Consider the following 22,591-nt stretch of genomic DNA (forward strand, 5'->3'; position numbering starts at 1 on the left):
CCACCATACTCCCGAAAATCTTTGTATACATATATTCTTTCATTTCTTCACCTGCCGCCATCTCTTCTTTGTAGGTATCGCCTCTTCCACTTTCCTCTATATTCTCCAAAATCAGGGGTAACTTTACTTTGATGGCTGGATGCATTTCTTTACTTTATTATGAGTTGTTTCTTCAATGCTTTGAGTGCAATGTTTTTCGCCTCGGATCCGCTTCCATTAATATTGACGGCGAAAACCCATGTGTCTTTTTTCGTCTCAACGTATCCAATGTACCATCCAAGCCCCGCGTCTGACAGTCTTGTACCTGTTTTTCCGTGGAGGGTATAGGAATCCTGTTCGTCTTGAATCATCGTTCTTTTCACAGTTTTTTGATGTTTTTCATCGAATGGCAATGTTTCATTTACGAGTTTTTTCATAAACTGCAACTGATCAAGAGCTGATATTTTCAGTGTGCTGTTCAGCCAGAATGAATCGATTCCTCCAGATATGTCCTGATTTCCGTATCCCATTTCACCCACGTATCCTTGCATTTCAGTTTCCCCGATGTCCCTTGCCATATCCTGATAAAACCATATGGCAGACTCTCTCATCGCAGATGCCAATGTGTGGTCACGGTTCCATGTTTCGAATTCCCTCACGACCCTATCCCAGCGCTTTACCTCGTACTCATCTCTCACTGCGTTCGTTTGTAAACCGATTAATGCGTTAGCCACTTTAAAAGTTGATTCAGGAGTTAGGTTTCGGGTGCTTCTTTTTTCATTGTAGACGTAAGTGTGGTTATTCTTAAGATTTGTCAACACCATCGTCCCCTCATCCCCGTTGAAAAACTCTTCAATCTGCAGTGCCTTTGTCTGCTTGGCACCGGACTCTGCTGTACCCGAAAAAACGAGTGCGAATGCAAATAATAATAGAACTCCTGCTCTCCATAACTTCATCTTTCATCCTCCCCGCATAATAGGAATATCTAATGATGTCCGATTCCTGTTGATACCCTATACTATAAGCAACTACATAGAAGACGGAAAGCGTTGTTATTCCCATCTGTACCCATACAGAACGAAGGAGAGAACCCATTATGCTGACGAAATATGAAGAAGTCATAAAAGAAATCGAAGCCAGAACGGAAGATGGCCGGCTCATGCCTGGGGAAAGACTCCCTTCTGTTCGAGTCCTGTCGAAAGAACTTCAATGCAGTATCAATTCAATCATCAAAGCGTATGCAGAGTTGGAGAGAGAACATAAAGTATATGCGGTTCCAAGGAGCGGTTACTTTCTTGTGGGAACCTCTGCCAAACAACAAAGCCGGCCATCCGGGCTTATCGATTTTTTATCTGCCGGACCTGACCGCAGCAAGATGCCATACCGGGACTATCAGCATTGTATGAATCAGGCGATCGACCTTTATAAAGAAAAAATGTTTCAATACTCCGAACCGCTTGGTCTACTTTCCCTTCGCCACCAGCTCTCCAAACAGATTCAAGATCTTCAGGTGTTCGCAGACCCTGAAAGAATCGCTGTTGTAACAGGATCTCAGCAGGCACTGGACATCCTTGTTTCCCTCCCCTTTCCAAACGGGAAAGAGGAAATCTGTGTGGAACAGCCCACACATTTTAGCTTTATAGATTCGATTACGTCCAGAGGCTTGCCCTTTGTCGGCATCGAGATGACGAATCGGGGCATCAACCTTGATCAATTGGAAGAGATATTCAGGGACCGAAATATAAAATGTTTTTACACGGTGTCAAGATTCCAGAATCCAACCGGCTACTGCTATTCAAACGAGGAGAAAAAGAGAATCGTAGAACTCGCGCAAAGGTATGACGTGTATCTCATTGAGGATGATTATATGGGAGATCTCGATACAAGCAGAAAGGCGGATCCAATGTTTGCTTACGATCCATCCGGCAGGGTGATTTATACAAAAAGCTTCTCTAAAGTGCTCCTTCCCGGCTTAAGGCTCGGCACTGCAGTCCTTCCCGAGACCATGATCGATGACTTCACGAAAGCGAAATTCGCAGCCGATGTGCACACACCTGTTCTCACCCAAGGTGCTTTGGAAATCTATCTGGAAAGCGGCATGTACGAAACGCACATCCATAAGTTAAGACAACAATACAAAAGAAAGGGAACGATCCTAAAGCAGGCGTATCTGGATTACCTGCCCAAAGGGACAACCTTCTCAGGAGCAGAATCAGGTTTCTATTCGACCATCGAACTGCCAGGGCACATAAAAGCAAAACACCTGGCCGAGCACCTCAAGAAAAAAAGAGTCCTGGTCCAAGACGCAGCAAATATGTATCTCCCTCCTTATAAGAAGGAAAACTTAATACGGCTCAGCGTGTCCCAGGTTGCAGATGAGCACATTGGGGAAGGGGTTAGGAAGATAGGTGAAGGGATAGAGGAAGTTTTGGTGAAGTCGGTTTATTTTATGTAGGGAGAGCCTGAAGGACAGGTACCTAAGCTTTATTTTTCCGTACAAAAAAACCACGGGATTCTTGTCCCCGTGGTTTCTCCTTTTAACAAATGTATTAATTTCTAGGATCTACATAATCCGGGTAATCCGTGATAATGGCATCGACGTTCATATCGAATAAAAAGTCTGCCGCTTCTTGACTGCGTACCGTCCATGATCCGATTTGCATGCCTTGGGCGTGAACTTGATCCACTACTTCTTCTGTTACAATTCCATAGCTTGGGTTGAACCATTCCGCATAGGTTGAAAATTCTTTCAACGCCTCTGCTGTTGTATGTGTCCGATTGGATGTTAATACGCCGACTGGCACTTTGGGCAGCAGCTGGTCCGTTTTCTTCATTGATTGAAAGTTAAAGGATTGAATAATGATCTTTTCATTTTGTGGTTGATCAAGATTTCTCTCTTTCAATGCTTCGGCCACTTGTTCTTCGATTCCCGGGTACAGTTCTGGAGCCTTCAATTCGATTAGAATACCGACTTTTCCGTGGTATCGGTCAAGAATCTCTTCAAACGCAGGAATGGTTTCTCCTGCAAATGATTCTTCTTTCCAACTGCCTGCATCAAGTTGTTGAAGCTGTTGAAGTGTTAAATTCCCTACTTTTCCTGTTCCATCTGTTGTCCGATCCACTGTTGTATCATGGATGACGACCAATTCACCATCTTTACTTCTTTGTACGTCGATTTCGATATAATCAGCCTTCATATCAACTGCCAGATCAAAACCGGCAATTGTATTTTCAGGTGCATACCCTGCCGCCCCGCGATGTGCTACATTATCCACTTGCTTTCTTTCCCCCGTTGTCGGCTCCTCTGCAAACGCCTGACTGAAAGAGCTGAATAATAACGAAAAAGCCACTCCTGTACCGATTAATAATTTTTTGCTCATTATTTCATCTCCAATCTAAAATATGTATTCAACTGTATTTTAGATTGGAGATGTTGATCTTGTGTATCGATAGATGTATAGCTTCTTAAAGATTGCGTTAACAAAATTCGTTCTTTTTCCTTACGTATTTTTACAATCTACTTAACAATCTTAGATGTGTAATTGGGGTAGTCTTCCCGTTAATTGACTTGTTTTCATCTTTTACTCGTTAATAAACCATAGGTTAACAGCGTAATCGAAATATGTTAAAGAGAATGCCCAAACAATATAGTTAAGGCACCCTTTTTTTGGAATTAAGAATTGATTAGTAAACCATTCTTGAACGATTCACTCATATTTCTAATGGCTGCGGAAACACATTCGACTTCAACTACAAGATTGGCATTTAAATGTACTGGATGGTTCCCCACACATACACTGTATTTGGCATTTTTGAATAACTCCAGGTCATTTTGATCATTTCCGAATGCAATGAACTCCCCGGGGTGTATACCTAAACCTCTCAGTCCCTCCATCTTATGTATTCCCGACGGACTAATGTCCAACACCCCCTCCTGGCCATGTTCGCAGACTTCCAAGGGTAAACTCTCCAGTTGCTTTTTGATCGATTCATCAGCAGTGAATAATAAACATTTGGCTATCTTCTTCAGATGACTTAATTCCATGTTTACCGCACGTTTTTCAGGGTCAAGATTTCGAAAGATGGGATGTTGTACATCTCCTGTATAGCTGTAATCCCAATCACTGTCTATCAAATAAGTAAGCTGATTTTCTCCAATAATTTCTTGAATTTGTTCCACCAGTTCTGGTTTGAAAGTATGGACGCTGATTTCCTCATCTTTATATGTAAACGCACCATTCCCTCCAACCATTCTAAAATGCCGATACTTCTCAGGCAAAACAGGTAGTAGATCTCGAATCGGCCGGGCTGAAGCAAAAATAACTTCATGCCCCTGGTGCAGACAAAAGTCCAATGCTTCACAAATGTCGTTAGTCAAAGGTTCACCCTTAAAACAAATGGTTCCATCTAAATCAAATACAAAAATCACATGTTTCACCTCTCTGCTGGAAATTCAGGAATGATTACTGTTGAAGCAACGATCAGGTATTAAAGGGTACTTGATCATTTAGTTATTTCTTCTTTTGAATTCTTCTCCTTATGAATGATTACTAATACAATAGACATACTGATAACAGCCACAAAGGATAAGAATATTGATAAGTAGTTAAATAAAGATTGAACATTGACTAGATCAAAGGCGGTTCTGATGAATGAAAAGAATAAAATAAGAAATAAAATCAAATGTGCTTTTGATATGATTTTATCTACCAAAACGATTCATCCCTCCCTTACGTATCACTTCCAAATCATTGTATATTCTGCAATCAATCATTTTTGTTAACAATAAATCCGAAGCCCCCGGTTCATTCGATATGCAAAGATGAACTTACCCTGTTTTTTAACTTGCCTTCCTCCCAAGGTACCTTCCAAACAAATAGCCTGTACCTGTTAAAGCTATTGATACATCATTCACACCAATCCCTATACTGAAAAATTGGTCAATAATCAGCAGCACTAAAGTCACTGCACAGTAAATGAATAGAAACTTTTTTCCTTTAACAATCGTGTATCCCAGAAAGCCTCCGGCAAAATAATTTATAAAATAAGTCCAATTATAAAAGTCATTGTAAAGACTGATACAGTAGAATAATGCAATAGCAGTTAAAAAGATTAGAACAAAAGGTACTAAGGGTAATTTTCTACATTCCACGATCAATCCTCCGCAACACATGGTCTTGTTAATTTATACAACAACAATGACAGGCTGTAGTGTCCGACTCATATTAGAACCAAAGCACCTGTTGAATGAATATAGAAGTAAGCTTACTGTCAGCAGGAAAGTAACTTTGAGAAATCGTTAAACATTGATTTTGCCCAGCACGATCTTTCGATACATCCCCCTGAGCATTAGTGACGTGTCTTCTTTGATATATGTAGTATTCTTATTCTTCTCACACAACTCTTCAAAATTGATTCCAATGTCAGTACCCAAAAGCTTGATAAACGGTCTAATTGCTTTTTTAATACGAGAAAGCCCTTTTTCTTTTGGGGCGAATTTGTCAAAGATGACCACTTCTCCGTTCGGCTTTAATACTCTCAGCATTTCTTTAAGGCATCTGTCAGCATCGGGAACAACTGATAATACGAGACTCCCTACAATTACATCAAACTGATTATCTTGTAAACTCATTTCTTGAGCGTCCATCTTAATGAATTGAATAGTCGACCCCTTGAATTTCTCTCTAGCTTTATTAAGCATGTCATCGGAATAATCTATTGCTGTGATCATTAAATTGTTGTGATCAAACAGTTCCAAATCCGCTCCAGTTCCTACCCCAACGAATAGAATCTTTTGATTTTCAGCAAAGTGATATCCGCTGAATATCTCCTTCCGTGCCTTGAGGAATTGCCCGCTGTTAAAAAACTTATCGTAATAAGGAGACCAGACTTTATATATGAATTCATTCCAGCGATTATCTATTTCCTCACCTCATTTTATGCGAGTTGACTGCTCTTCAAACTTAAAGAAAGCCGAATCATATCCCTGCACTGTATCCCATTTTCATAGATTTCTTCAGGGTAATGTCTAATGAAAAAGTCCAGATCGACACCCACGATTCTGAATCCACATTTCTGATAAAGAGCCAATTGTCCAATGCCGGAGTTCCCGGTACCCACTTCGATTGTTTTGCAGCCTTTGGTCCTGGCTGTCTTGATCGCATCCATCACCAGCTGTTTCCCAATACCCCGTCCCTGCTGCTCCTCTGCAACAGCAACGTTCACCAACTCGATTGTTTCCGGTCTTGTTGGCAGCAGAACATACACCCCGACAAAATTCTGCTCCTGTTCCACAACGAAACATTCTCCCCTGTTCACATATTCCATAACAATTTCTTCTGAAGGATCGGCCAATAACAATAATTCCATCGGAAGTTTTTCACCTTGGGTTAGTTTTCTGATATTCATTTTTTAACCTCATTTTTACTTTTGATGTGCTTTAAAAGAGTACCATCAAATGTTGCGAGAGAATAATTTAGCAGTTCTTTTGCTTCAATGGTATACATTATTCAGTCGGACCTCCGCCGCCACCTGGTTGATTAGTAGCATTCATGGCTTGTTGGGAATGTTGAGCAGACTTTTCGTATGCTTGGTCCCTCCTATTGTTAGATGTTTTCTTAATGCTGTCACCGTAAAACTCTATTTTCCTTGAACCGATCCAAATTCTGATTCCAAAGTATAAAACTAAAACCCCTGCAAAAATAAAGAAGTACATCATTTTCATTTCCCCTCCCAATCTCATACCGGAAGGTACATATTACCTGCCAAAAAATTTTGGAAAAGGTACACCCATATCAAACAAAGCACTAGTGATTATAAAGAAAAACAAAATGATCACACAGATGCTCACAATAATCTTCCACATTCCATTATTGTTTACAGCTGCCTTCTTGTGGTACTTTTGCCTTCTATATACGCCTTGCACTTTCCTTAGACTATCCTTTTTATTTGGATTCACCGATATCACCTCTGTTCCAAGAGTGAATTTCATCCTAAGGAATTCCATATAGTGAGCACTAAACTTAATACCAATTATTTCACAATGCCACAGCTAATCATCTTTTCTTTTTACTTGTTCGTAGATCAAATCTACTTTCCTCTCAATTGTTTCGAGCTGTTTCCTGCGTTTAGACAAAGAACGAAAATGGTTCACAATGAGGAAATAATCAGTGCCATACATGCAAAACAAAAAATTTGATACTACATGTCACCGATGAAATATCCATTCGTACTAAACACCTCCTCACGTTTCCCTAAAGAACTTGCTGTTTATATTAGTCGAGCTCTCACAAAAATTCTTCAATCATTCTATTATATATTTCCGGCTGGTCTATATTTGCCGTATGACCTGCATAAGGAACCAATCCAATATTCACTTCATGATTCATTTTCTTGATATAAGCAGCTGCTTCGACTTCATGTAATTCATTACCGCCATTCAGAATGAGTGTTGGAACTTTAAGGTTTTGAATGTCCTCTTGAGCAGCAGCAGGATAACGAAAAGTCATTGTTTGAAGAACGTTCTTCATGGTCTTTTTCCACTTATCTCCGTGCAGAGTGTTAAAGTGCTCAGCTGTATTTGGATCGTTTTCTTCAATATTTAAGAAGTATTCATATTGTTTTTTCATTACGTCCTCTAACTCTTCAGGGATGAACGGTGAGTAACCTGTAAGCACAATTCCGTTCACGAGCTCCGGTTCTTCAAATGCAAGATGTATTGCCAGAGAAGCTCCTAATGACAAACCTATTACATACCCTTCTCCTTCTTCCCTGATTTTAGTTGTAACCCAGTTAAGTGCATCTTCAAAATAATGATCAGTTGCCTCCACTAAAGAATTTCCATGCCCAGGTAAATCTAATAGAATGAGTTCATAACGATCCTCCAAGCCAGCTATCTGATTTGAAAAATGCGTTTTAGCTGTACCCATAAAACCATGTAAGAAATAGATTCTCTTTATGGTAATCTCCCCCTTTGTCCTACTTACTTCCATATTAACATATTATTCCATTAAACATCTTTTATAAAATAAAGACGATCACTTACTATTGGTGATCGTCCTTTAAAATGAATGGGGCCAGACCGGCAGTTTCTGATGAAGTGATTCAATTGTTAGTCAAGATCACCCCTTAAACCAGCTGCAGCCCTCTCTTCTCGTTCAATCCTTCTTTTACCTCTTGTAACGTTTTTCTCACGAAATCATTTACTTCATCTGCCTTAAGATAAATAAACTCGTGATCTTCTGAAATCGAGCTGGTTTGATAGAAACTCTTTATGTTCTGGATCTGTTCAAATGTCTGGCCGTTTTTGAAGAAGCTCAAGTACTCTGGAAAGGCTGTGATATGTTGAAATTCCGACCAGAATATATTGTCTTTATGATGCTTGAGGTATAAGAAATCCAACCCGTACCAATCTTTCTTGACGAGTCCAGCGTATTCGGGAGAATTCAATATATCCTGATACACTTTTTCCTTCTTCTTTCTGTCTAAGAGCTTAATCCATTTTTCATCCGTCACCAGATGAATGTAATAGCCAAGATAATATGAGAACTCACGAGACAGGGTCACTTTGTCATCGCGAAGATACTGCTTATAAAAAGAATCCGCGCTGATTCTGCCTTCAACCTCAAAATGTGTAATCTCCTTTGGAGGCTGCGGGACGCCATCCTCTCCAATAAGTCCACAATCCGGACCGATATTGCCAACCAAAAACTCTATTGGTGAAACAGGGATATCTGTTTTTAACAGTTCCTCAGCAATCCTAAAGTGGGTCACCCAAGTAGCCAACTACGCTCACTCCTTTATTTTGTAAGTAACGGATCCTGCAGCTCTTCAAAGATACCTCACTAATACTTTTAATGGCCTGATTGTTTGATTACTGAGCTCCGCGAAACAATCGATTAACTGGTCTGAGGAGATTTCATGTTCAAATAGGGTTGATAAATAGGGGGCTTTGACACTCTCCGGAAAGAACCATCTCGAGTGTTCCTGGTAATCCCAACCGTCACTTGAACATACAATTCTTAATTCTTTTTCGTAAAAATCTTCATTAAGGCAGAAAAGTTCCTTATTGCCATCTGATAAAATGCAAGCTTCCGCGTGATGCTTCAGTGATTTTAGCAAGGTATGAAATGCATTCCCGCTCGCCGAACATTCCAGTCCAAAGTCATAAAAAGCTGTTGGAACCTGTTCTCTATCAGAATAGGAATTGGCTGCACCAAAAGTATATGTCAATGCTCTTCGCGATTCATCTGGCTCCAATACATCGATATGTTTTACATTCATATAATTTTTAAGGAAATGAACGGTTAATAATCCGATAGTCCCTGCACCAGTGACTAGAACTCTATCATCGGGTTCAGGTTGAAGTTTCAACACCCCTTTTCCGGCATCACAAGATAGCGTATTAAGCAGAGCATGCCGATATGGCACAGCATCTGGAACCTTGACCACTTTATTGGCTTTTACTATTTCTGCATTTTTATGCCCGTAGGATGCCAGTACATGATCCCCTGCTTCAATGTCTGTCACACTTTCTCCTATGTCTATGACTCTGCCATAGCTTTCATAGCCTGTCTCCCTTGGGTAATGAGGATTGGAATCAGTAACGTCCGATTCATTATATTGTGGCAATTCTGCACCAATACTGATTGCTCCAGCGATGGTTTGGACTAAAATCTCATCCTTTTCTATGTGCCTTAGCCCGTTTCTTCTCCAGTCTAATTTTTGCTTTCCGAGTAGAACAAGTGAATGTTGAATCATCATTTCAGTCCTTAGTAAAAAAAATTTTTCCTTCGAGTTTATACTTTAATACTTTTCCTGATAAATGAACTTACTACCAATTATTTCAAATAAAGACAGTTAACTCAATCGTTTATTTCAAAAAAAGCCTACCCTGTTACGGATAAGCTCCCTTACGCTGAGTCTCGTTTGTTATTTACTTTCTATGCATCACTAAATGTGATTTGCTAAACTTAAAGTTATTCTTCTCGTAAAACGGGAGCAATTCTTCTTCGCAAAACAGGCTAATAATATCTATGTGTGAAAGTTCGTCTACGAGTTGTGCCAGAAGCTTCGTTCCTGTACCAGAGTTTTGATAGTCTTTATGTATGACAACATCTTCTATGTATGCTCTGAATTTACCGTCTGATACAGCTCTGGCAAACCCTATAAGTTCACCTTTGTTCCAGGCACCAACTGAATCCCCCTGTTTTAGCATCTCTTCAATATCCTCTTCTTTTCTTTCTTCCCACCAACCTTCCCCTTTATAAAGTTTAACAAGTTCAACAGCCTTTATTTGTCTTACTTTATAACTCATAACTTCCACCTTAGATTCCCCACCTTTACTTATATAACGGGATTATTATTGCTACGTCTATGAAATAAAGATTTGCTGAAGAACCACCTGACGTTCTTCAGCAACCTTTATTCATCGCTCTTAGTCATTTTCAGTTATGCCCCAAAATAAATATATCCATTTTCATGAACTGGTACTTGTAATTCCCCGGCGACTGCCTCCAGCAAGTCCTGACAGAAGTAATAAGTTCGTTTTTTAACAATAGCACCAGTATCAAACTCTAATTCTATTAAGCTATACACCGCTTCATTTCCATCTTTTTCAGTCATAACAACAATGGCTGGTTTGCCCCAGAGCATTTGGTAAACAGCTTTCATTGGCATTGGATCATTTGCCCATCCCGCCAGAGAATGATTCCTGATTGTGTCCTTCCCGTATTCAAATGAAGTATGGACAATGTCGTTTACAGCATTTTCATCAAGCATTTCAGCAATTGCATCAGGGTCTCTCCGGTTAAAAGCGTCTAAGTAGGCTTCAACCACCTTATCTGTTGCAATAACACTTTCTTGTTCTATTGCAGAATGGTGCTTCCCTTGATTTAGTTTCTTCAAATTTGTACGGGCTCTATGCAGAAGTGCCTTCACACTCCCTTCCGTTGAACCCATCATTTCTGCCACCTCACTTCCTTTAAATTGAAAAACGTCAAACAGTAAGATAACTGCACGCTGCTTTGGAGACAAATTGGTTACCAGCCTCTCGATCGCTTCTCTAATCTCAAACGGATCCAAGTCTATATGTAACTCATCGTTATGTTCTTCCACTATTATTCTATCTAGCTTTCTTTGTTGATTCAGCCATGTATTCGTAGCGATTCGAAATAAGTAACTTTTCGGAATCAACGGCTGAAATATTCTTGGCAGAGCGCTGTATGCCTTTAAAAGTGTTTCCTGTACTAAATCCTCTGCATCCCAAGGCGAGCTGGTGATCATCCTGCAATATTTCCATAGTGCCGGCCTGTGGGGAATTATAAGCTGATCAAACTTCTGTTTCAGATCCCGCATATCGCTGGATACAGTTTCAAGTTTATCCATTGACACTCCCTCCTTCTATTCTTTCACTTTATAAAACACAGTTAGGAGAATAAAAGATACGGGTAAGTTTTATTTTCAACTAATTAGCAATTACGTTAACTCTAGCATTTTCAAGAATGCTTAAGGAGCAGGCACCTCCCATAACCGTTGAATATCCACTAATTCCTGACCATTGAATTCCATTCTATAAATATCCGGTTTAGATGTATTTTGTAAGAATTTCAAATCAAAGCCGCGATCGTAATGTGCCATCATCAACGTCATAATGGCTCCGTGAGTACCTACTACTACTTTCTTTCCTCTATATATGTCCGATAGATCTGTCAATACATTTATCGCTCTCTTTTGACACTCAGTATTTGACTCTCCACCTTTTAAAGAGTAACGTGGGTCAGAAAAAGATTTTTCCAACAACGAAGCTAATTCCTTGTCAGATACTCGTTCGGGCGCAGATGAAAATACCCTTTCTTTTAAATTTTCCATTACAATCACTTCTTGTCCTATTTGTGCTGCTGCTTTTTCAACTGTTAGTATCGAGCGCAAATATGGACTTGAAACTATAACATCTACGTTTTCTACTTTCAATCTGTCAGTTATTCGTTGAACATCCAGAAGACCTTTCTGAGTTAACCCTCTTGTTCTTTCATTACCCTCTTTAGGTGAATCTCCGTGTCTTACCATATAAACCATTGTAGTCGACATACATTTCCTCCAAAATCAGTTTCTCCTGCTAGTAGGTTTAACATCAAGTTCTTTCCACTGAGTCACACTCACATTCTTAACAGAGGTCTATCAATCTTCTCATTGCATCGATGACCACTTCCGGCTGATCATTCTGAATATAATGGGCACTATTTTCAGCAATGATGAACTCAGCATCTGCAGATAGATCCAGAAGTTCACTCTGCATTTCATTCCATAATTCCTGTGAGGCTTTTGAGTAATGAGCTTTTTGGCCAGCTGAAAGAACGATTAGTGGCATATTCAATTTTGTTTTTGAGTCTTTTATCTGTTTTAAACTTTCCATAAATTCATCATAGTTGCCTTCGTGAACGAATTGCTTGTTGTATAATCTTTGAAACTCTTCTGACATTGCAGGCAGAAATCTCTCTCTATAATTTTCAGGAGTTGAATCTATCAAAACCATGCCGCAGACTTCCCTCTGAAATTCAGTTGCATATAATCGTGCATTTACTCCCCCAAATGAGTGACCGACTAATATGTATGGAGGCTTTACCTTAGTTTCTTTAAGAAGCTGGTTCAATTCTTTTACCATCTCTCTACTGGTTCTTGGGGCATTACTTGGTTCACTCTTTCCAAGACCTGCGCGATCATAAATGAGAACATTAGACATTTCTGATAAATGATCGATTACTTTATCCCACGCCTTCGAGTAGTCTCCATATCCCGCGTCCATTACAATAGTAGGTTTGCCGGTTTTATTGCCAACTAATTTAGCAAATAGTCTACAATCGTCTATTTTAACCATCATTTCTTTTGCCATTAATGCAGTGCCTCTCTTTCTATTATGCTGCAATTCTAATTGAGCAGTGGTATCTAAAAAACAAATCTCAATTACCAGCTGTCTCGGAAAGTGGTTTCATTCCGAAGCTGCGTTATTTACATCATTTTTTAAACGTCCACTCATATAGAATATCCGGTAGATTTTCTTCATTCTCAGTTCCCCTGCCGATGATAATAAATCCATGCTTTTCATAAAACCGCTGCGCGTTTTTATTTTTTTCAAATGTATATAAGGTCAGGCTGCCGCTTGAATGTTTTTTTGCGATATTAAGCAGTGCTTCACCTATACCGATCCCTTGGTGATCAACATGAATATATAGTTGGTTGATTTCAGTTTTGTTATAAGCAATCAGGCCCACTACTTTTTCATTGATTACCGCTAAATTGATTTGAAACCGTTCGGGTAAAATATGGTTGATAAAATAAACATGATTTTCAAAGGGATGGATTTCTTTTTGATCTATAGCTTGCTCCTTGCTATCCCGCCACATTTTAACTGTCTTTGATGCATACTTGGGATGGTATTCAATGATTGCATATTGTTTGTTCACATTCATTTCCTCCATGGATAATTGATAACACTTGCCGCGATGGTCCCAACGTTCCCGTAAACAGCAGCCCGCCCCGAAATATCTGAAATCCAGATCCAAAACCTTCATTAAAATGCTGAGCCTTACCCTCTGTTTGCATTCATCCATTTAACGGCATATTCCACCATTTGCCTCATTGGTATTAGATAACTTCTTGCATCACCAACTTTGCCCCCTGCTATATAGTTTGTTTCTTTCTGAAAATCAGCAAATATTTTGTCGAAGTCATCTGAGTCATTGTTGATGTCTTGGTACGTTGTCCACCTTTCTTCATTATTTATTTCAACCTTCACATCCCATATTTTTTCTTTACAAAATGTATTTTCCTGTCTGTATTCAGCTAAGTGCAGGGAAGTATTTGAATCTGCCGGCGCACCCAGCATCAGTATGAATCCATTTAATTCGTAAATTTTCCCTAAAGGAGATTGTTCATTTAAAGCAAAATCCATATTATGATTTTCTGTTATATATTCAGCGTTTTTTCCCCACGCAGCAAATGAAGTGTGCGGATGGGAGCTTCGGTGCACCCCATTTTGCTTCCTAAAAGTTTCAGGGATAAAGCCCATATAACAAGTAGGTGTCAGATCCGGGTGGTAAATCGGCATGTGCTCTCTTATGATCTGAATTTCTTCATCTGTATAACCGCTCCCGTAAACTGTCGGATCACAAAGTTGCTCGGTCTGTGTGGGCATGACAATGTTTCCGTCTGTTCCGACAGCTTCCTCTAAAGCTAAGATAACAGAAACCGGACCTCCAATAACTCTTCCTAATGATTTTAATGAAGAATGCACAATGACTGTCATCCCTTTTGTTACACCTAATTTCACCAGATCATCCGTTATATGACTTTTCGTCAGTAGGTTTCCTTGTTTCATTGAACGCCCAGCCTCTCATTCTTTGTTTGAACTCGATATCCGTATCTTTTTCCGATTCCAATTATCCATTAATTTCTATTTTTTCTCAATGCTTATATCTATTAAATGGGCATCAAATAGGAAAACAAATCCATCATTTGTCCAAATAATAAAAAAAGAAAAGCTGGAGATCAGTCTTCTGAACTACAGCTTTTCTTTTCTCACTTTCACCCCTTCAAATAAAGATACACAATAAGGAAAACGATCAACCCCATAAGGAAGACAGGGCCAAGCCCCATACTGTATACGATGTAGACTTTCGCGTAGAGGATGAAACGAATGACATGAATAATAAGTAAGCAAAAGAGTATGAAAATGACTAGATTCACAAGTGAGCTCCGCTTATTCCGATACAAAAAATCAGCCCCAATCCAGAGCTTTAGTAAAGATGCTAGTGCCAAAATCGAACTTGTACCATGAGTCTTTATATATACATATTCCCGTCAGCTCTTATCATTCATGAAAATTTGTCTGTATGGATTTTGGAGGTAAACAAAGGGACTGAAAGTATCTCACCGTACTCAATCATCCATTATTCTTCGGGATAATTATGTACTAACGCCAGAATCACAAAAAATGGTTCCCAACCAAAATGACAATAATTTACACTCACATTCGTGCATACCCACCCCTTCTGTTCAATTTTGCAAAAATACACAAACGAAATCTGCACACTGAAACCCCTTTCATCCCAAACAAATAGCGAATATACTAGATATATAAGATGATCATCGATTAATATAACAATATAATTATGCAAAAATGACATGGTTGAAATAATACAAGGAGGATCCCCATGGTACTGGATAAAAGACGTGCACACCTATTATCCATCATTCAACATTCGCATGAGCCGGTTCCGGCAAAAGATCTGGTTGCCAGAATGAATTTGTCTCAGCGCACCATTTATTATGACCTAGATCACATTAATAGTTGGCTGCGCTCTAAAGAACTAGAACCAATTGAAAGTAAACATGGAAAGGGATTATTTTTGCCTCCTGCATCAAAATCAAGCTTGATGGTCTATCAAGATCAGAGTTTTGAAGATTGGCAGTATCAATTATCAAAGCAGGAGCGCGAAGTACTGATTAAAGCAAAAATATTACTGGAAGAACAAGATGCATCAATGAAAAGGTTTATGGATTTAACAAGTATGAGCCGAGGAACGATCACCAAGGTGATTAAAGTGATCAAGCAAGAGTTCAATGAGGCTGGATTGGAGCTGTATTACAAGAAAGGATCAGGATATCGATTGGGTGGTCCCGAGGATGCAAAACGAACCATGCTTTCAACTATACTGGCAACTATATTCTCTCACCCGGATTGGCAGAACGTCCGGAATGAAGTCTATAAGATGATCCATCCAGAAGCCGCCACATGGTCACACGAAACCGATCAGAGACGCTTGGTGAGAGAGATTCTTTTTGAAGCTGAAAAAGAACTTGGATTGACTCTGACTGACGAAATGGTTGAGATGCTTTCCCTCCAGATCCTAATGGTCATGAACCGTATAGAGCTGCACAAGTATATCCTTGTTCCACGTGCAGAAAAAGAGGTTCTAAAACAAACAAAAGCATACAAGGCAGCCATGCTCATTACCAATAAGCTTGAAAATGCTAAAGGAATTACTTTCCCTGATGATGAGGTTTGCTTCATTACCATGAACCTGCTCGGTTCGAAAGTCCAGCATGATAACTTCGACCGATATACCGAATGGGAATTATCAGGACTTAAGGAAGTCGTTCAACAGATGATTGATGATTTCCAACTCTATTCCTGTGTTGTGTTTGATGATAGAAACGGCCTTGAAGAAAACCTGATTTCCCATATAAAACCGACGTATTATCGCCTAAAGTATGGATTGCAAATCGCGAATGACCTATCTGACAGCATTCAAAGGACTTATCCAGACATCTTTCATTTGACAAAACGGGTGATGAGGCACTTGGAACTGTATGCAGGGAAGACCATTCCAGATGAAGAAGCGGCATACATTACCCTGCACTTCGGAGGATGGCTGACGAAAGAGAAAAAGAAGGTAGAGACGAAGTTCAAAGCCCTTATTGTTTGTGAAAATGGAATCGGAACTTCCAATATGCTGCGCACCCAGTTGGAAAACTTGATTGCCGGGCTGAATGTCGTCACTACTATATCGATGAGAGAATATCGAATGAATGAACACGTAGCAGATGTAATCTTTTCAACGAATTATATCAAGGCGAAAGAAGTTCCCGTTATCCACGTTCCCGCCATCTTAACGAATCCCGAAAAGGAACGAGTCATACAACGCATGAATGAACTTTTCGATTCGAAACCACCGGAAAAGAATGAAGCCGATCGTCTGATGGAAGTGATCAAACGCCATTCTACGATTCATCAAGAAGACGAACTGAAAAAAGAGTTGATCCACCTGTTAGAACAAAATACTCCCCGAACAAAGGAGCTCAGAAAGCCTATGCTCAATGAATTATTGACAGAACAAACGATACAGCTCAAAGATCAGGTAAGCAGTTGGGAGGATGCAATCAAAGTGGCTGCTCAGCCATTGATCGAACAGCAATCGATTCGCCCGGGTTACGTTGAGGCAATGATTACTAACGTGAAGGAGTTAGGTCCTTATATTGTCATCGCCCCGGGAATCGCCATCCCCCATGCGCGTCCAGAGACTGGAGTCGAACAACTGGGGATGAGTTTCTTACGACTCAAAGAACCCGTTAATTTCTCAGAAAAAGAAAAACATCGTGCTCAGTTAGTCATCGTGCTGGCAGCGATTGATAATCAAACCCACTTAAAAGCATTAGCCCAGCTCACAGAAATGTTATCCAATGAAGACAACGTGGAGCAGTTAATCTCAGCGAAGGATAAAAAAACCGTAATTGAATTAATCAACCAAACAATCGAAGGTTAAATTAGAGGAGGAAACAAAGATGAAAAAAGTATTAGTTGTATGTGGAAACGGTTTAGGCAGCAGTATGATTGTAGAAATGAATGTGAAAGCAGCACTTAAGGAAATGGGGAAAGAAGCGGAAGTTTCCCACACAGATTTAACAACAGCCAAGACGGAACAGGCTGATATTTTCATAGGTTCTGAGGATATTGTCGAAAGCCTGGAAGACGGCCATAAACATATTGTGAAATTGAAGAATTTAATGGATAAGAACGAACTCCGCGAAGCGCTAGAACAAAATATGTAGACCACTATAATTCGAAGGAGCGATAAAAATGGTTGATATAATAATGAAGGATATCTTAGGAACACCTGCAATCCTTGTCGGTCTATTCGCCTTAATAGGGCTCCTTGTGCAGCGCAAAAATTCAGGAGATGTCGTTTCCGGAACACTTAAAACAGTAATGGGCTTCGTCATCCTTGGGGCAGGAGCGAATGTACTCGTCCAGTCGCTGGGGCAATTCAGCAGCATGTTCAATAAAGCCTTTGCCGTCGACGGAGTGATTCCGAATAATGAAGCAATCGTTGCCCTGGCACAGGAAAGCTTCGGTACAGAGACAGCAATGATCATGCTGTTCGGTATGATTGTCAATATTCTGATAGCACGTTTCAGCCCTTTTAAATATATCTTTTTAACCGGGCATCATACCATGTTCATGGCCTGTTTAATCGCTGTCATCTTAACTACTGGAGGATTTTCCGGTCTGACACTGATCATTCTTGGTTCGATTATTCTTGGGGCATTGATGGTGCTTTCACCGGCAATGCTTCAGCCTTTCACACGCAAAGTCACCGGGTCGGATGACTTTGCCATCGGCCACTTTGGATCAATTGGTTATTTGGCTTCTGCCCTGGTCGGTAAAGCTGTCGGCAAAGGGTCAAAGTCAACAGAGGAAATCAAAGTCCCAAAATCACTCGGTTTTCTAAGAGACACATCCGTCTCAGTATCGTTAACCATGGTCATCTTGTTCTTTATCGTCGCAGGGGCAGCAGGTCCGGCATTTGTTGAAGCAGAATTAAGCGGCGGACAGAACTTCCTTGTGTTTGCCTTTATGCAGGGGATTACTTTTGCCGCTGGTGTTTATATCATTTTAGCAGGTGTACGTATGCTTCTTGGCGAAATTGTCCCTGCCTTCAAAGGAATTGCGGATAAAATCGTCCCGCATGCTAAACCGGCACTAGACTGTCCAGCCATTTTCCCATTCGCAGGTAACGCCGTCATCATCGGTTTCTTGTTCAGTTTTACCGCTGGTCTTGTCAGCATGCTATTTTTACCTTTATTAGGGTTGAAAGTAATCGTACCAGGACTTGTTCCTCACTTCTTCACTGGTGCAGCTGCCGGGGTCTTCGGCAATGCAACCGGCGGGCGGAGAGGGGCCGTCATCGGTTCCATGGCGAATGGTGTGATGATCAGCTTCCTGCCAGCCCTCTTGCTGCCGGTTTTAGGCTCATTAGGGTTCCAGGGAACAACGTTTGGAGATGCAGACTTCGGTTTAGTCGGAATCGTGCTTGGTAACCTCATCAAAATTGTCGATTCAAATATTATCGTGTTCGCATCCATCATTCTCATCCTGGCCATCTTGTTTTTCATCGGTTTCAAATCAAAAGCAAACCAACAAAAAAAAGAAACAGATGCTGCATAGTCCAACTCAAAAACTCGCTTTCTGATTCAAGGAAGCGAGTTTTTGACGATATAAATGAACATCAAGATCTGATTTCTGTGATTTGGCACTTTTATTTATTCCAAATCCATCAGATAAACTGAAAGCCGGCGTGCTTGTAAAAAGAGCACACCGGCATATTCTAAACTATTCGTTGTTGCAGGTTCCTCTTACCCCGCGAACTCCACAGCCTGGCGAATCGCTTCCATCAAACTTTTCTCATCTGCAATTCCTTTACCAGCAATATCAAATGCTGTTCCATGATCTACACTTGTACGAATGATCGGCAATCCTACTGTAATGTTCACTCCTGCATCCAAGCCAAGAACTTTAACCGGGCCATGTCCCTGATCGTGGTACATCGCTACAACGATATCAAAGTCTCCGCGAACAGTACGGAAGAATAAAGTATCTGCAGGAAGTGGACCAACAACATCCATTCCTTCACCTTGTGCTTTTTCTACACCAGGAATGACTTTTTCTTCTTCTTCTCCGTATCCGAATAGTCCATTTTCCCCTGCATGGGGGTTTATCCCGCAAACAGCTATTTTTGGAGAAGTAATGCCTGATTTTTTCAGCGTATCATGAGCAAGTTTTATTACATGATAGACACGTTCAGGGTTAATCATTTTCACTGCGTCAATAATTCCCACATGTGTGGTTACATGAATAACTTTTAAGTCAGGGGCAGATAACATCATTGAGAAGTCCTCAGTATCTGTTAGATCAGCAAGAATTTCCGTATGTCCGGGATATTTATGTCCGCCTTTGTGTAAGGCTTCCTTATTTAATGGAGCTGTACAAATCGCATCAATTTTGTTTTCCTTCGCTAATTCAATCGCTGCCGCTAAATATTCAAATGCTGCATGACCGGCTTCTGGCGACACTTGCCCAATTGGCAGACTTGCATCTAATAGATTCAAATCCAAACAGTAAACGGTTCCTAATTTGTAAGGAAGATCTTGAATACGATCAGCTGATACAGATTCAATGTTAAGCTCACTGTTTACAAAACTCTTTGCTCTTTCAAGAATTTTGCTGTCTCCGATAACAAGCGGACGACTCATATCATATATCTCTTTTACGGCTAAGCTTTTTAATATAATTTCAGGACCAACGCCCGCCGCGTCTCCCATTGTAATCCCAACGATAGGTTTCAGTTGATTCATGCTCTCACCTTTCTCTTGTTTGTCATATAGTTCACAACGTTTACTAATGATTGCTCATGTCCAAAGCCACCGGCTTTTGTCACTGCCCAATAGGTGCGCTCCGGACTGCGTAAGCGGCCGAACGGCAGACCTGGTTCGACCTCAGAGTATAGCTCCATTTCGGAAATGTTTAATTCTGAGCAAACCGCCTTTGCTGTATCTCCACCTGTAAGGACTAACCCTTGGATAGACGTAAACTTTTCTAAAAGCCCTTTTGCAATCCGGCCTAAACCTCTTGATATTACTTCGCTTATCTCAGTAAATGTTAATCCAAGCTCATCTCCCGCTTCCTTTGCAGATAAGCGGTTTTTCTCCGACGCTTCCACATATAACACATAGTGTGATGAATGCGCATTCTGTTTTAATTGTGCAATATAGGAATCAAGTTCAAATGCATCTTTCACTAAAATGGCAGGATCTACTTCCATAAAGTAAGAATTCTGTAATGAATCCACCTGACAAAGCTGTTGTCTCGTGACCTCAGATAAACTTCCAGATACGATCAACGTCTTATCAATACTGGTTTCTTCCTGATATGCCTTAGTTGAATTTGTTAATTGAAGTGCTTCGGGCAGATATTCAATCAACCCTGCTGAACCAGCCCAGACTGTTTTTTTGTTAAGGCTTGAAAACAAGCTGCATATTCTTTGAAGATCTTCTTCTGTTTCACTATCGCACACAAACCATGTTACCCCTTCATTTAGGAAACTATTAATGGTTTGTTTTATTTCTTTTTCATTTTGGTCCAACATATTCTTTTCCACTAAAGCAATTTCTCTGTCTTGATATTGCTTTAATAGTTCTGGTATAAACGCCTCTGTTACCGGCGTTTTTGGATCCTGTGAAAATTCGGTATCGGTGATTAACTCGCCATTCACATAGTGATTTCCATGTATCGTTTGACGCTTCATTTTTGGAAATGCCGGAGCAATCACAACGATCTCAGGTTGATACACCTGTTCAACCGCAGTTAATTCTGCTGCGATATTCCCTCTCAATGTTGAATCAACCTTTTTATATAGATGATGATAGCCTTCACTTTTAAGGAATAAAGCAGCTTGGGAGGCTGCTTTATACGCTTCTTCATCCTCCTTGGCCCGGCTATCCGTATCAACGATTAATACGTCAGGCTTTATTGGAACAGATGCTGTTTCATAATCAAACACTACTATTGAAGATAGATGTTTCTTTGCTAATTGTACACCTGAGTCATTTGCACCTGTTAAATCATCCGAAATAATGCCTATTCTTCTCTCCACTCTAATCACACACCCTTAGACGTTTGCTTCTTTTACGTCTTGTTCAAATTTATATCCTTTTTTCTCCAGTCGTTTTACCAAAAATCCAACATAAATCGGGAGTAAAATAGCTGTTGTCACAGTTGATGCAGCAACTTGTACAGTTGCAATGTCTACAACTGATGCAAAGCTTGCATTCGCGGCTGCAATCGCAGCTGGTGTTGCGACTGCGTTTCCAGCTGTTGAACCTTCCGCAGCTCCAACAATCGGGTTCCATTTCAATGCTTTAAATACGAAATAACCGGCAGTACCAGTTACAAACACCGTCAATAACCCAAGAATAATACCTGCCAATCCACCTTCAAGGATTGCTCCAAAATCAATCCCCATACCAAGTGCAAACGCGAAGAATGGAATTAACATTGAGCTCCCTTTGTCTAAGAAAGAACGCATATCTTCATCAAGGTTACCTAATACCATACCAACAACGATTGGAAGTAACACAGAAATAAATGAAGTGATTGAGAACATACCGTCAACAAAGCCCATTGCTCCGAAAATAGATAACGCAATCATCGTTAAGAATGGACCATCATTAAGTGCTAAAAGTGAATAAGCTGCACGGTCTTCTTTGCTTCCGTATTGACCCACTAATGCAACAAATAAACCGCCGTTACTATTCGTCATGGCTGCAATAACTGCAATTGGAGCTAATCCTAACCATAAACCATTGTCACCTGCAAGCATGTAAGCGATCAATCCAAACACCGCACCTACTGCCCATTTTGTCGCTAAAAGAGTTGCTCCTTTACCAACGGAAACACCAAAAGATTTCACATTAATTTGCGCTCCTGTACATAATAGGAAAAGTGAAATCAGTGTGCCTGCACCATCTACAAACAACGCTTGAGTAAAATTACCAATTCGTAATATATCCGGGAAGAATGTATTAATTAATGCTGCAATCAGCAACGGCACAACCATCATACCGCCAGGAATCCAATCTAAAGTTGCTTTAATCTTCATAATTGTAACACTCCTTTTATATTTGTTTCAATATTAAACACTAAATAAAATAAGTAACCGGTTTCAAGGATTATTGTAATGGCTTACATGATATTTTGCAACACTTTGATTTAAAGTTG

23 protein-coding genes are annotated in these 22,591 nt (G+C 40.2%); 4 read left to right on the plus strand and 19 right to left on the minus strand.

The annotated features are described in order from the left end of the window. Positions 1-149: 149 nt before the first annotated feature. The gene (gene blaOXA, locus HP456_RS00280; RefSeq protein WP_172248008.1) at positions 150-935 is read right to left on the minus strand and encodes a class D beta-lactamase; all 786 of its coding nucleotides are present in this window, start codon (positions 933-935) and stop codon (positions 150-152) included. A gap of 140 nt (positions 936-1,075) precedes the next feature. On the opposite strand from blaOXA, the gene HP456_RS00285 reads away from it, so the two are divergent. Then, a complete protein-coding gene (locus HP456_RS00285) occupies positions 1,076-2,434 on the plus strand; it encodes an aminotransferase-like domain-containing protein (RefSeq protein ID WP_172248009.1) in 1,359 nt (452 codons plus the stop codon). Between the two features lie 94 nt (positions 2,435-2,528). Here HP456_RS00285 and HP456_RS00290 read toward each other — a convergent pair whose 3' ends face one another. The 15 genes from HP456_RS00290 to HP456_RS00360 form a co-directional block, all read right to left on the minus strand. Further along, the gene (locus HP456_RS00290) at positions 2,529-3,359 is read right to left on the minus strand and encodes a glycerophosphodiester phosphodiesterase (RefSeq protein WP_172248010.1); all 831 of its coding nucleotides are present in this window, start codon (positions 3,357-3,359) and stop codon (positions 2,529-2,531) included. Positions 3,360-3,652: 293 nt separating this feature from the next. Then, complete coding sequence (locus HP456_RS00295) at positions 3,653-4,408, minus strand: HAD-IIB family hydrolase (protein ID WP_172248011.1); 756 nt, start codon at positions 4,406-4,408, stop codon at positions 3,653-3,655. Between the two features lie 411 nt (positions 4,409-4,819). Continuing rightward, a complete protein-coding gene (locus tag HP456_RS00300) occupies positions 4,820-5,131 on the minus strand; it encodes a hypothetical protein (RefSeq protein ID WP_172248012.1) in 312 nt (103 codons plus the stop codon). Between the two features lie 147 nt (positions 5,132-5,278). Further along, positions 5,279-5,902 (minus strand): class I SAM-dependent methyltransferase, encoded by a 624-nt coding sequence (locus HP456_RS00305; RefSeq protein WP_172248061.1) that lies wholly within the window; start codon positions 5,900-5,902, stop codon positions 5,279-5,281. A 14-nt stretch (positions 5,903-5,916) separates the two neighbouring features. Then, positions 5,917-6,387 (minus strand): GNAT family N-acetyltransferase, encoded by a 471-nt coding sequence (locus HP456_RS00310; RefSeq protein WP_172248013.1) that lies wholly within the window; start codon positions 6,385-6,387, stop codon positions 5,917-5,919. Between the two features lie 97 nt (positions 6,388-6,484). Further along, a complete protein-coding gene (locus HP456_RS00315) occupies positions 6,485-6,703 on the minus strand; it encodes a hypothetical protein (protein ID WP_172248014.1) in 219 nt (72 codons plus the stop codon). Between the two features lie 562 nt (positions 6,704-7,265). After that, positions 7,266-7,970 (minus strand): alpha/beta fold hydrolase, encoded by a 705-nt coding sequence (locus HP456_RS00320; RefSeq protein WP_216663123.1) that lies wholly within the window; start codon positions 7,968-7,970, stop codon positions 7,266-7,268. A 136-nt stretch (positions 7,971-8,106) separates the two neighbouring features. Beyond that, complete coding sequence (locus tag HP456_RS00325; RefSeq protein WP_172248015.1) at positions 8,107-8,763, minus strand: zinc dependent phospholipase C family protein; 657 nt, start codon at positions 8,761-8,763, stop codon at positions 8,107-8,109. Between the two features lie 45 nt (positions 8,764-8,808). Next, positions 8,809-9,738 carry a zinc-binding alcohol dehydrogenase gene (locus HP456_RS00330; RefSeq protein WP_172248063.1) on the minus strand — a complete coding sequence of 310 codons (930 nt, stop codon included), beginning with the start codon at positions 9,736-9,738 and terminating at the stop codon, positions 8,809-8,811. A 175-nt stretch (positions 9,739-9,913) separates the two neighbouring features. Beyond that, on the minus strand, positions 9,914-10,294 hold the full coding sequence (locus tag HP456_RS00335) for a GNAT family N-acetyltransferase (protein ID WP_172248016.1): 381 nt from the start codon (positions 10,292-10,294) through the stop codon (positions 9,914-9,916). Between the two features lie 134 nt (positions 10,295-10,428). Next, a complete protein-coding gene (locus tag HP456_RS00340) occupies positions 10,429-11,364 on the minus strand; it encodes a sigma-70 family RNA polymerase sigma factor (RefSeq protein WP_172248017.1) in 936 nt (311 codons plus the stop codon). Between the two features lie 120 nt (positions 11,365-11,484). Next, the gene (locus tag HP456_RS00345) at positions 11,485-12,066 is read right to left on the minus strand and encodes a histidine phosphatase family protein (RefSeq protein WP_246288611.1); all 582 of its coding nucleotides are present in this window, start codon (positions 12,064-12,066) and stop codon (positions 11,485-11,487) included. A 76-nt stretch (positions 12,067-12,142) separates the two neighbouring features. Next, the gene (locus HP456_RS00350) at positions 12,143-12,868 is read right to left on the minus strand and encodes an alpha/beta fold hydrolase (protein ID WP_172248018.1); all 726 of its coding nucleotides are present in this window, start codon (positions 12,866-12,868) and stop codon (positions 12,143-12,145) included. 121 nt (positions 12,869-12,989) lie between these two features. After that, positions 12,990-13,445, minus strand: a complete 456-nt coding sequence (locus HP456_RS00355) for a GNAT family N-acetyltransferase (RefSeq protein WP_172248019.1) — start codon at positions 13,443-13,445, stop codon at positions 12,990-12,992. A 116-nt stretch (positions 13,446-13,561) separates the two neighbouring features. Further along, a complete protein-coding gene (locus tag HP456_RS00360; protein WP_172248020.1) occupies positions 13,562-14,353 on the minus strand; it encodes an AAC(3) family N-acetyltransferase in 792 nt (263 codons plus the stop codon). An 835-nt stretch (positions 14,354-15,188) separates the two neighbouring features. Between HP456_RS00360 and HP456_RS00365 the strand changes: the two genes are divergently transcribed. From HP456_RS00365 to ulaA, 3 genes are read left to right on the plus strand one after another with little or no spacing between them, the layout of a single operon-like run. After that, complete coding sequence (locus HP456_RS00365; protein WP_172248021.1) at positions 15,189-17,300, plus strand: BglG family transcription antiterminator; 2,112 nt, start codon at positions 15,189-15,191, stop codon at positions 17,298-17,300. A 19-nt stretch (positions 17,301-17,319) separates the two neighbouring features. Continuing rightward, a complete protein-coding gene (locus HP456_RS00370; protein WP_172248022.1) occupies positions 17,320-17,586 on the plus strand; it encodes a PTS sugar transporter subunit IIB in 267 nt (88 codons plus the stop codon). 28 nt (positions 17,587-17,614) lie between these two features. Further along, positions 17,615-18,982, plus strand: a complete 1,368-nt coding sequence (ulaA, locus tag HP456_RS00375; protein ID WP_172248023.1) for a PTS ascorbate transporter subunit IIC — start codon at positions 17,615-17,617, stop codon at positions 18,980-18,982. A gap of 188 nt (positions 18,983-19,170) precedes the next feature. Here ulaA and pdxA read toward each other — a convergent pair whose 3' ends face one another. Genes pdxA through HP456_RS00390 form a run of 3 tightly spaced genes read right to left on the minus strand, consistent with a single transcriptional unit; the run spans position 19,171 to position 22,472 of the window. Then, entirely contained in the window at positions 19,171-20,169 is a 999-nt protein-coding gene (pdxA, locus tag HP456_RS00380; RefSeq protein WP_172248024.1) for a 4-hydroxythreonine-4-phosphate dehydrogenase PdxA, read from the minus strand. Further along, positions 20,166-21,467, minus strand: a complete 1,302-nt coding sequence (locus tag HP456_RS25470; protein WP_172248025.1) for a four-carbon acid sugar kinase family protein — start codon at positions 21,465-21,467, stop codon at positions 20,166-20,168. The genes pdxA and HP456_RS25470 overlap by 4 nt, the downstream gene beginning before the upstream one ends. 15 nt (positions 21,468-21,482) lie before the next feature. Then, positions 21,483-22,472 carry a 2-keto-3-deoxygluconate permease gene (locus tag HP456_RS00390; protein WP_172248026.1) on the minus strand — a complete coding sequence of 330 codons (990 nt, stop codon included), beginning with the start codon at positions 22,470-22,472 and terminating at the stop codon, positions 21,483-21,485. Positions 22,473-22,591: the final 119 nt, after the last annotated feature.

Source organism: Bacillus haikouensis (assembly GCF_013179555.1).
In the GTDB taxonomy this organism is placed as follows: Bacteria; Bacillota; Bacilli; order Bacillales; family Bacillaceae_B; genus Rossellomorea; species Rossellomorea haikouensis_A.

Coding starts and splice junctions, on each gene's coding strand:
- HP456_RS00355 (WP_172248019.1), bottom strand. CDS start 13,445: ATGAATGTGAACAAACAATATGCAATCATTGAATACCATCCCAAGTAT.
- HP456_RS00315 (WP_172248014.1), bottom strand. CDS start 6,703: ATGAAAATGATGTACTTCTTTATTTTTGCAGGGGTTTTAGTTTTATAC.
- HP456_RS00345 (WP_246288611.1), bottom strand. CDS start 12,066: ATGTCGACTACAATGGTTTATATGGTAAGACACGGAGATTCACCTAAA.
- blaOXA (WP_172248008.1), bottom strand. CDS start 935: ATGAAGTTATGGAGAGCAGGAGTTCTATTATTATTTGCATTCGCACTC.
- HP456_RS00340 (WP_172248017.1), bottom strand. CDS start 11,364: ATGGATAAACTTGAAACTGTATCCAGCGATATGCGGGATCTGAAACAG.
- HP456_RS00365 (WP_172248021.1), top strand. CDS start 15,189: ATGGTACTGGATAAAAGACGTGCACACCTATTATCCATCATTCAACAT.
- HP456_RS00390 (WP_172248026.1), bottom strand. CDS start 22,472: ATGAAGATTAAAGCAACTTTAGATTGGATTCCTGGCGGTATGATGGTT.
- HP456_RS00360 (WP_172248020.1), bottom strand. CDS start 14,353: ATGAAACAAGGAAACCTACTGACGAAAAGTCATATAACGGATGATCTG.
- HP456_RS00290 (WP_172248010.1), bottom strand. CDS start 3,359: ATGAGCAAAAAATTATTAATCGGTACAGGAGTGGCTTTTTCGTTATTA.
- HP456_RS00285 (WP_172248009.1), top strand. CDS start 1,076: ATGCTGACGAAATATGAAGAAGTCATAAAAGAAATCGAAGCCAGAACG.
- ulaA (WP_172248023.1), top strand. CDS start 17,615: ATGGTTGATATAATAATGAAGGATATCTTAGGAACACCTGCAATCCTT.
- HP456_RS00370 (WP_172248022.1), top strand. CDS start 17,320: ATGAAAAAAGTATTAGTTGTATGTGGAAACGGTTTAGGCAGCAGTATG.
- HP456_RS00320 (WP_216663123.1), bottom strand. CDS start 7,970: ATGGAAGTAAGTAGGACAAAGGGGGAGATTACCATAAAGAGAATCTAT.
- HP456_RS00330 (WP_172248063.1), bottom strand. CDS start 9,738: ATGATTCAACATTCACTTGTTCTACTCGGAAAGCAAAAATTAGACTGG.
- HP456_RS00310 (WP_172248013.1), bottom strand. CDS start 6,387: ATGAATATCAGAAAACTAACCCAAGGTGAAAAACTTCCGATGGAATTA.
- HP456_RS00335 (WP_172248016.1), bottom strand. CDS start 10,294: ATGAGTTATAAAGTAAGACAAATAAAGGCTGTTGAACTTGTTAAACTT.
- pdxA (WP_172248024.1), bottom strand. CDS start 20,169: ATGAATCAACTGAAACCTATCGTTGGGATTACAATGGGAGACGCGGCG.
- HP456_RS00350 (WP_172248018.1), bottom strand. CDS start 12,868: ATGGCAAAAGAAATGATGGTTAAAATAGACGATTGTAGACTATTTGCT.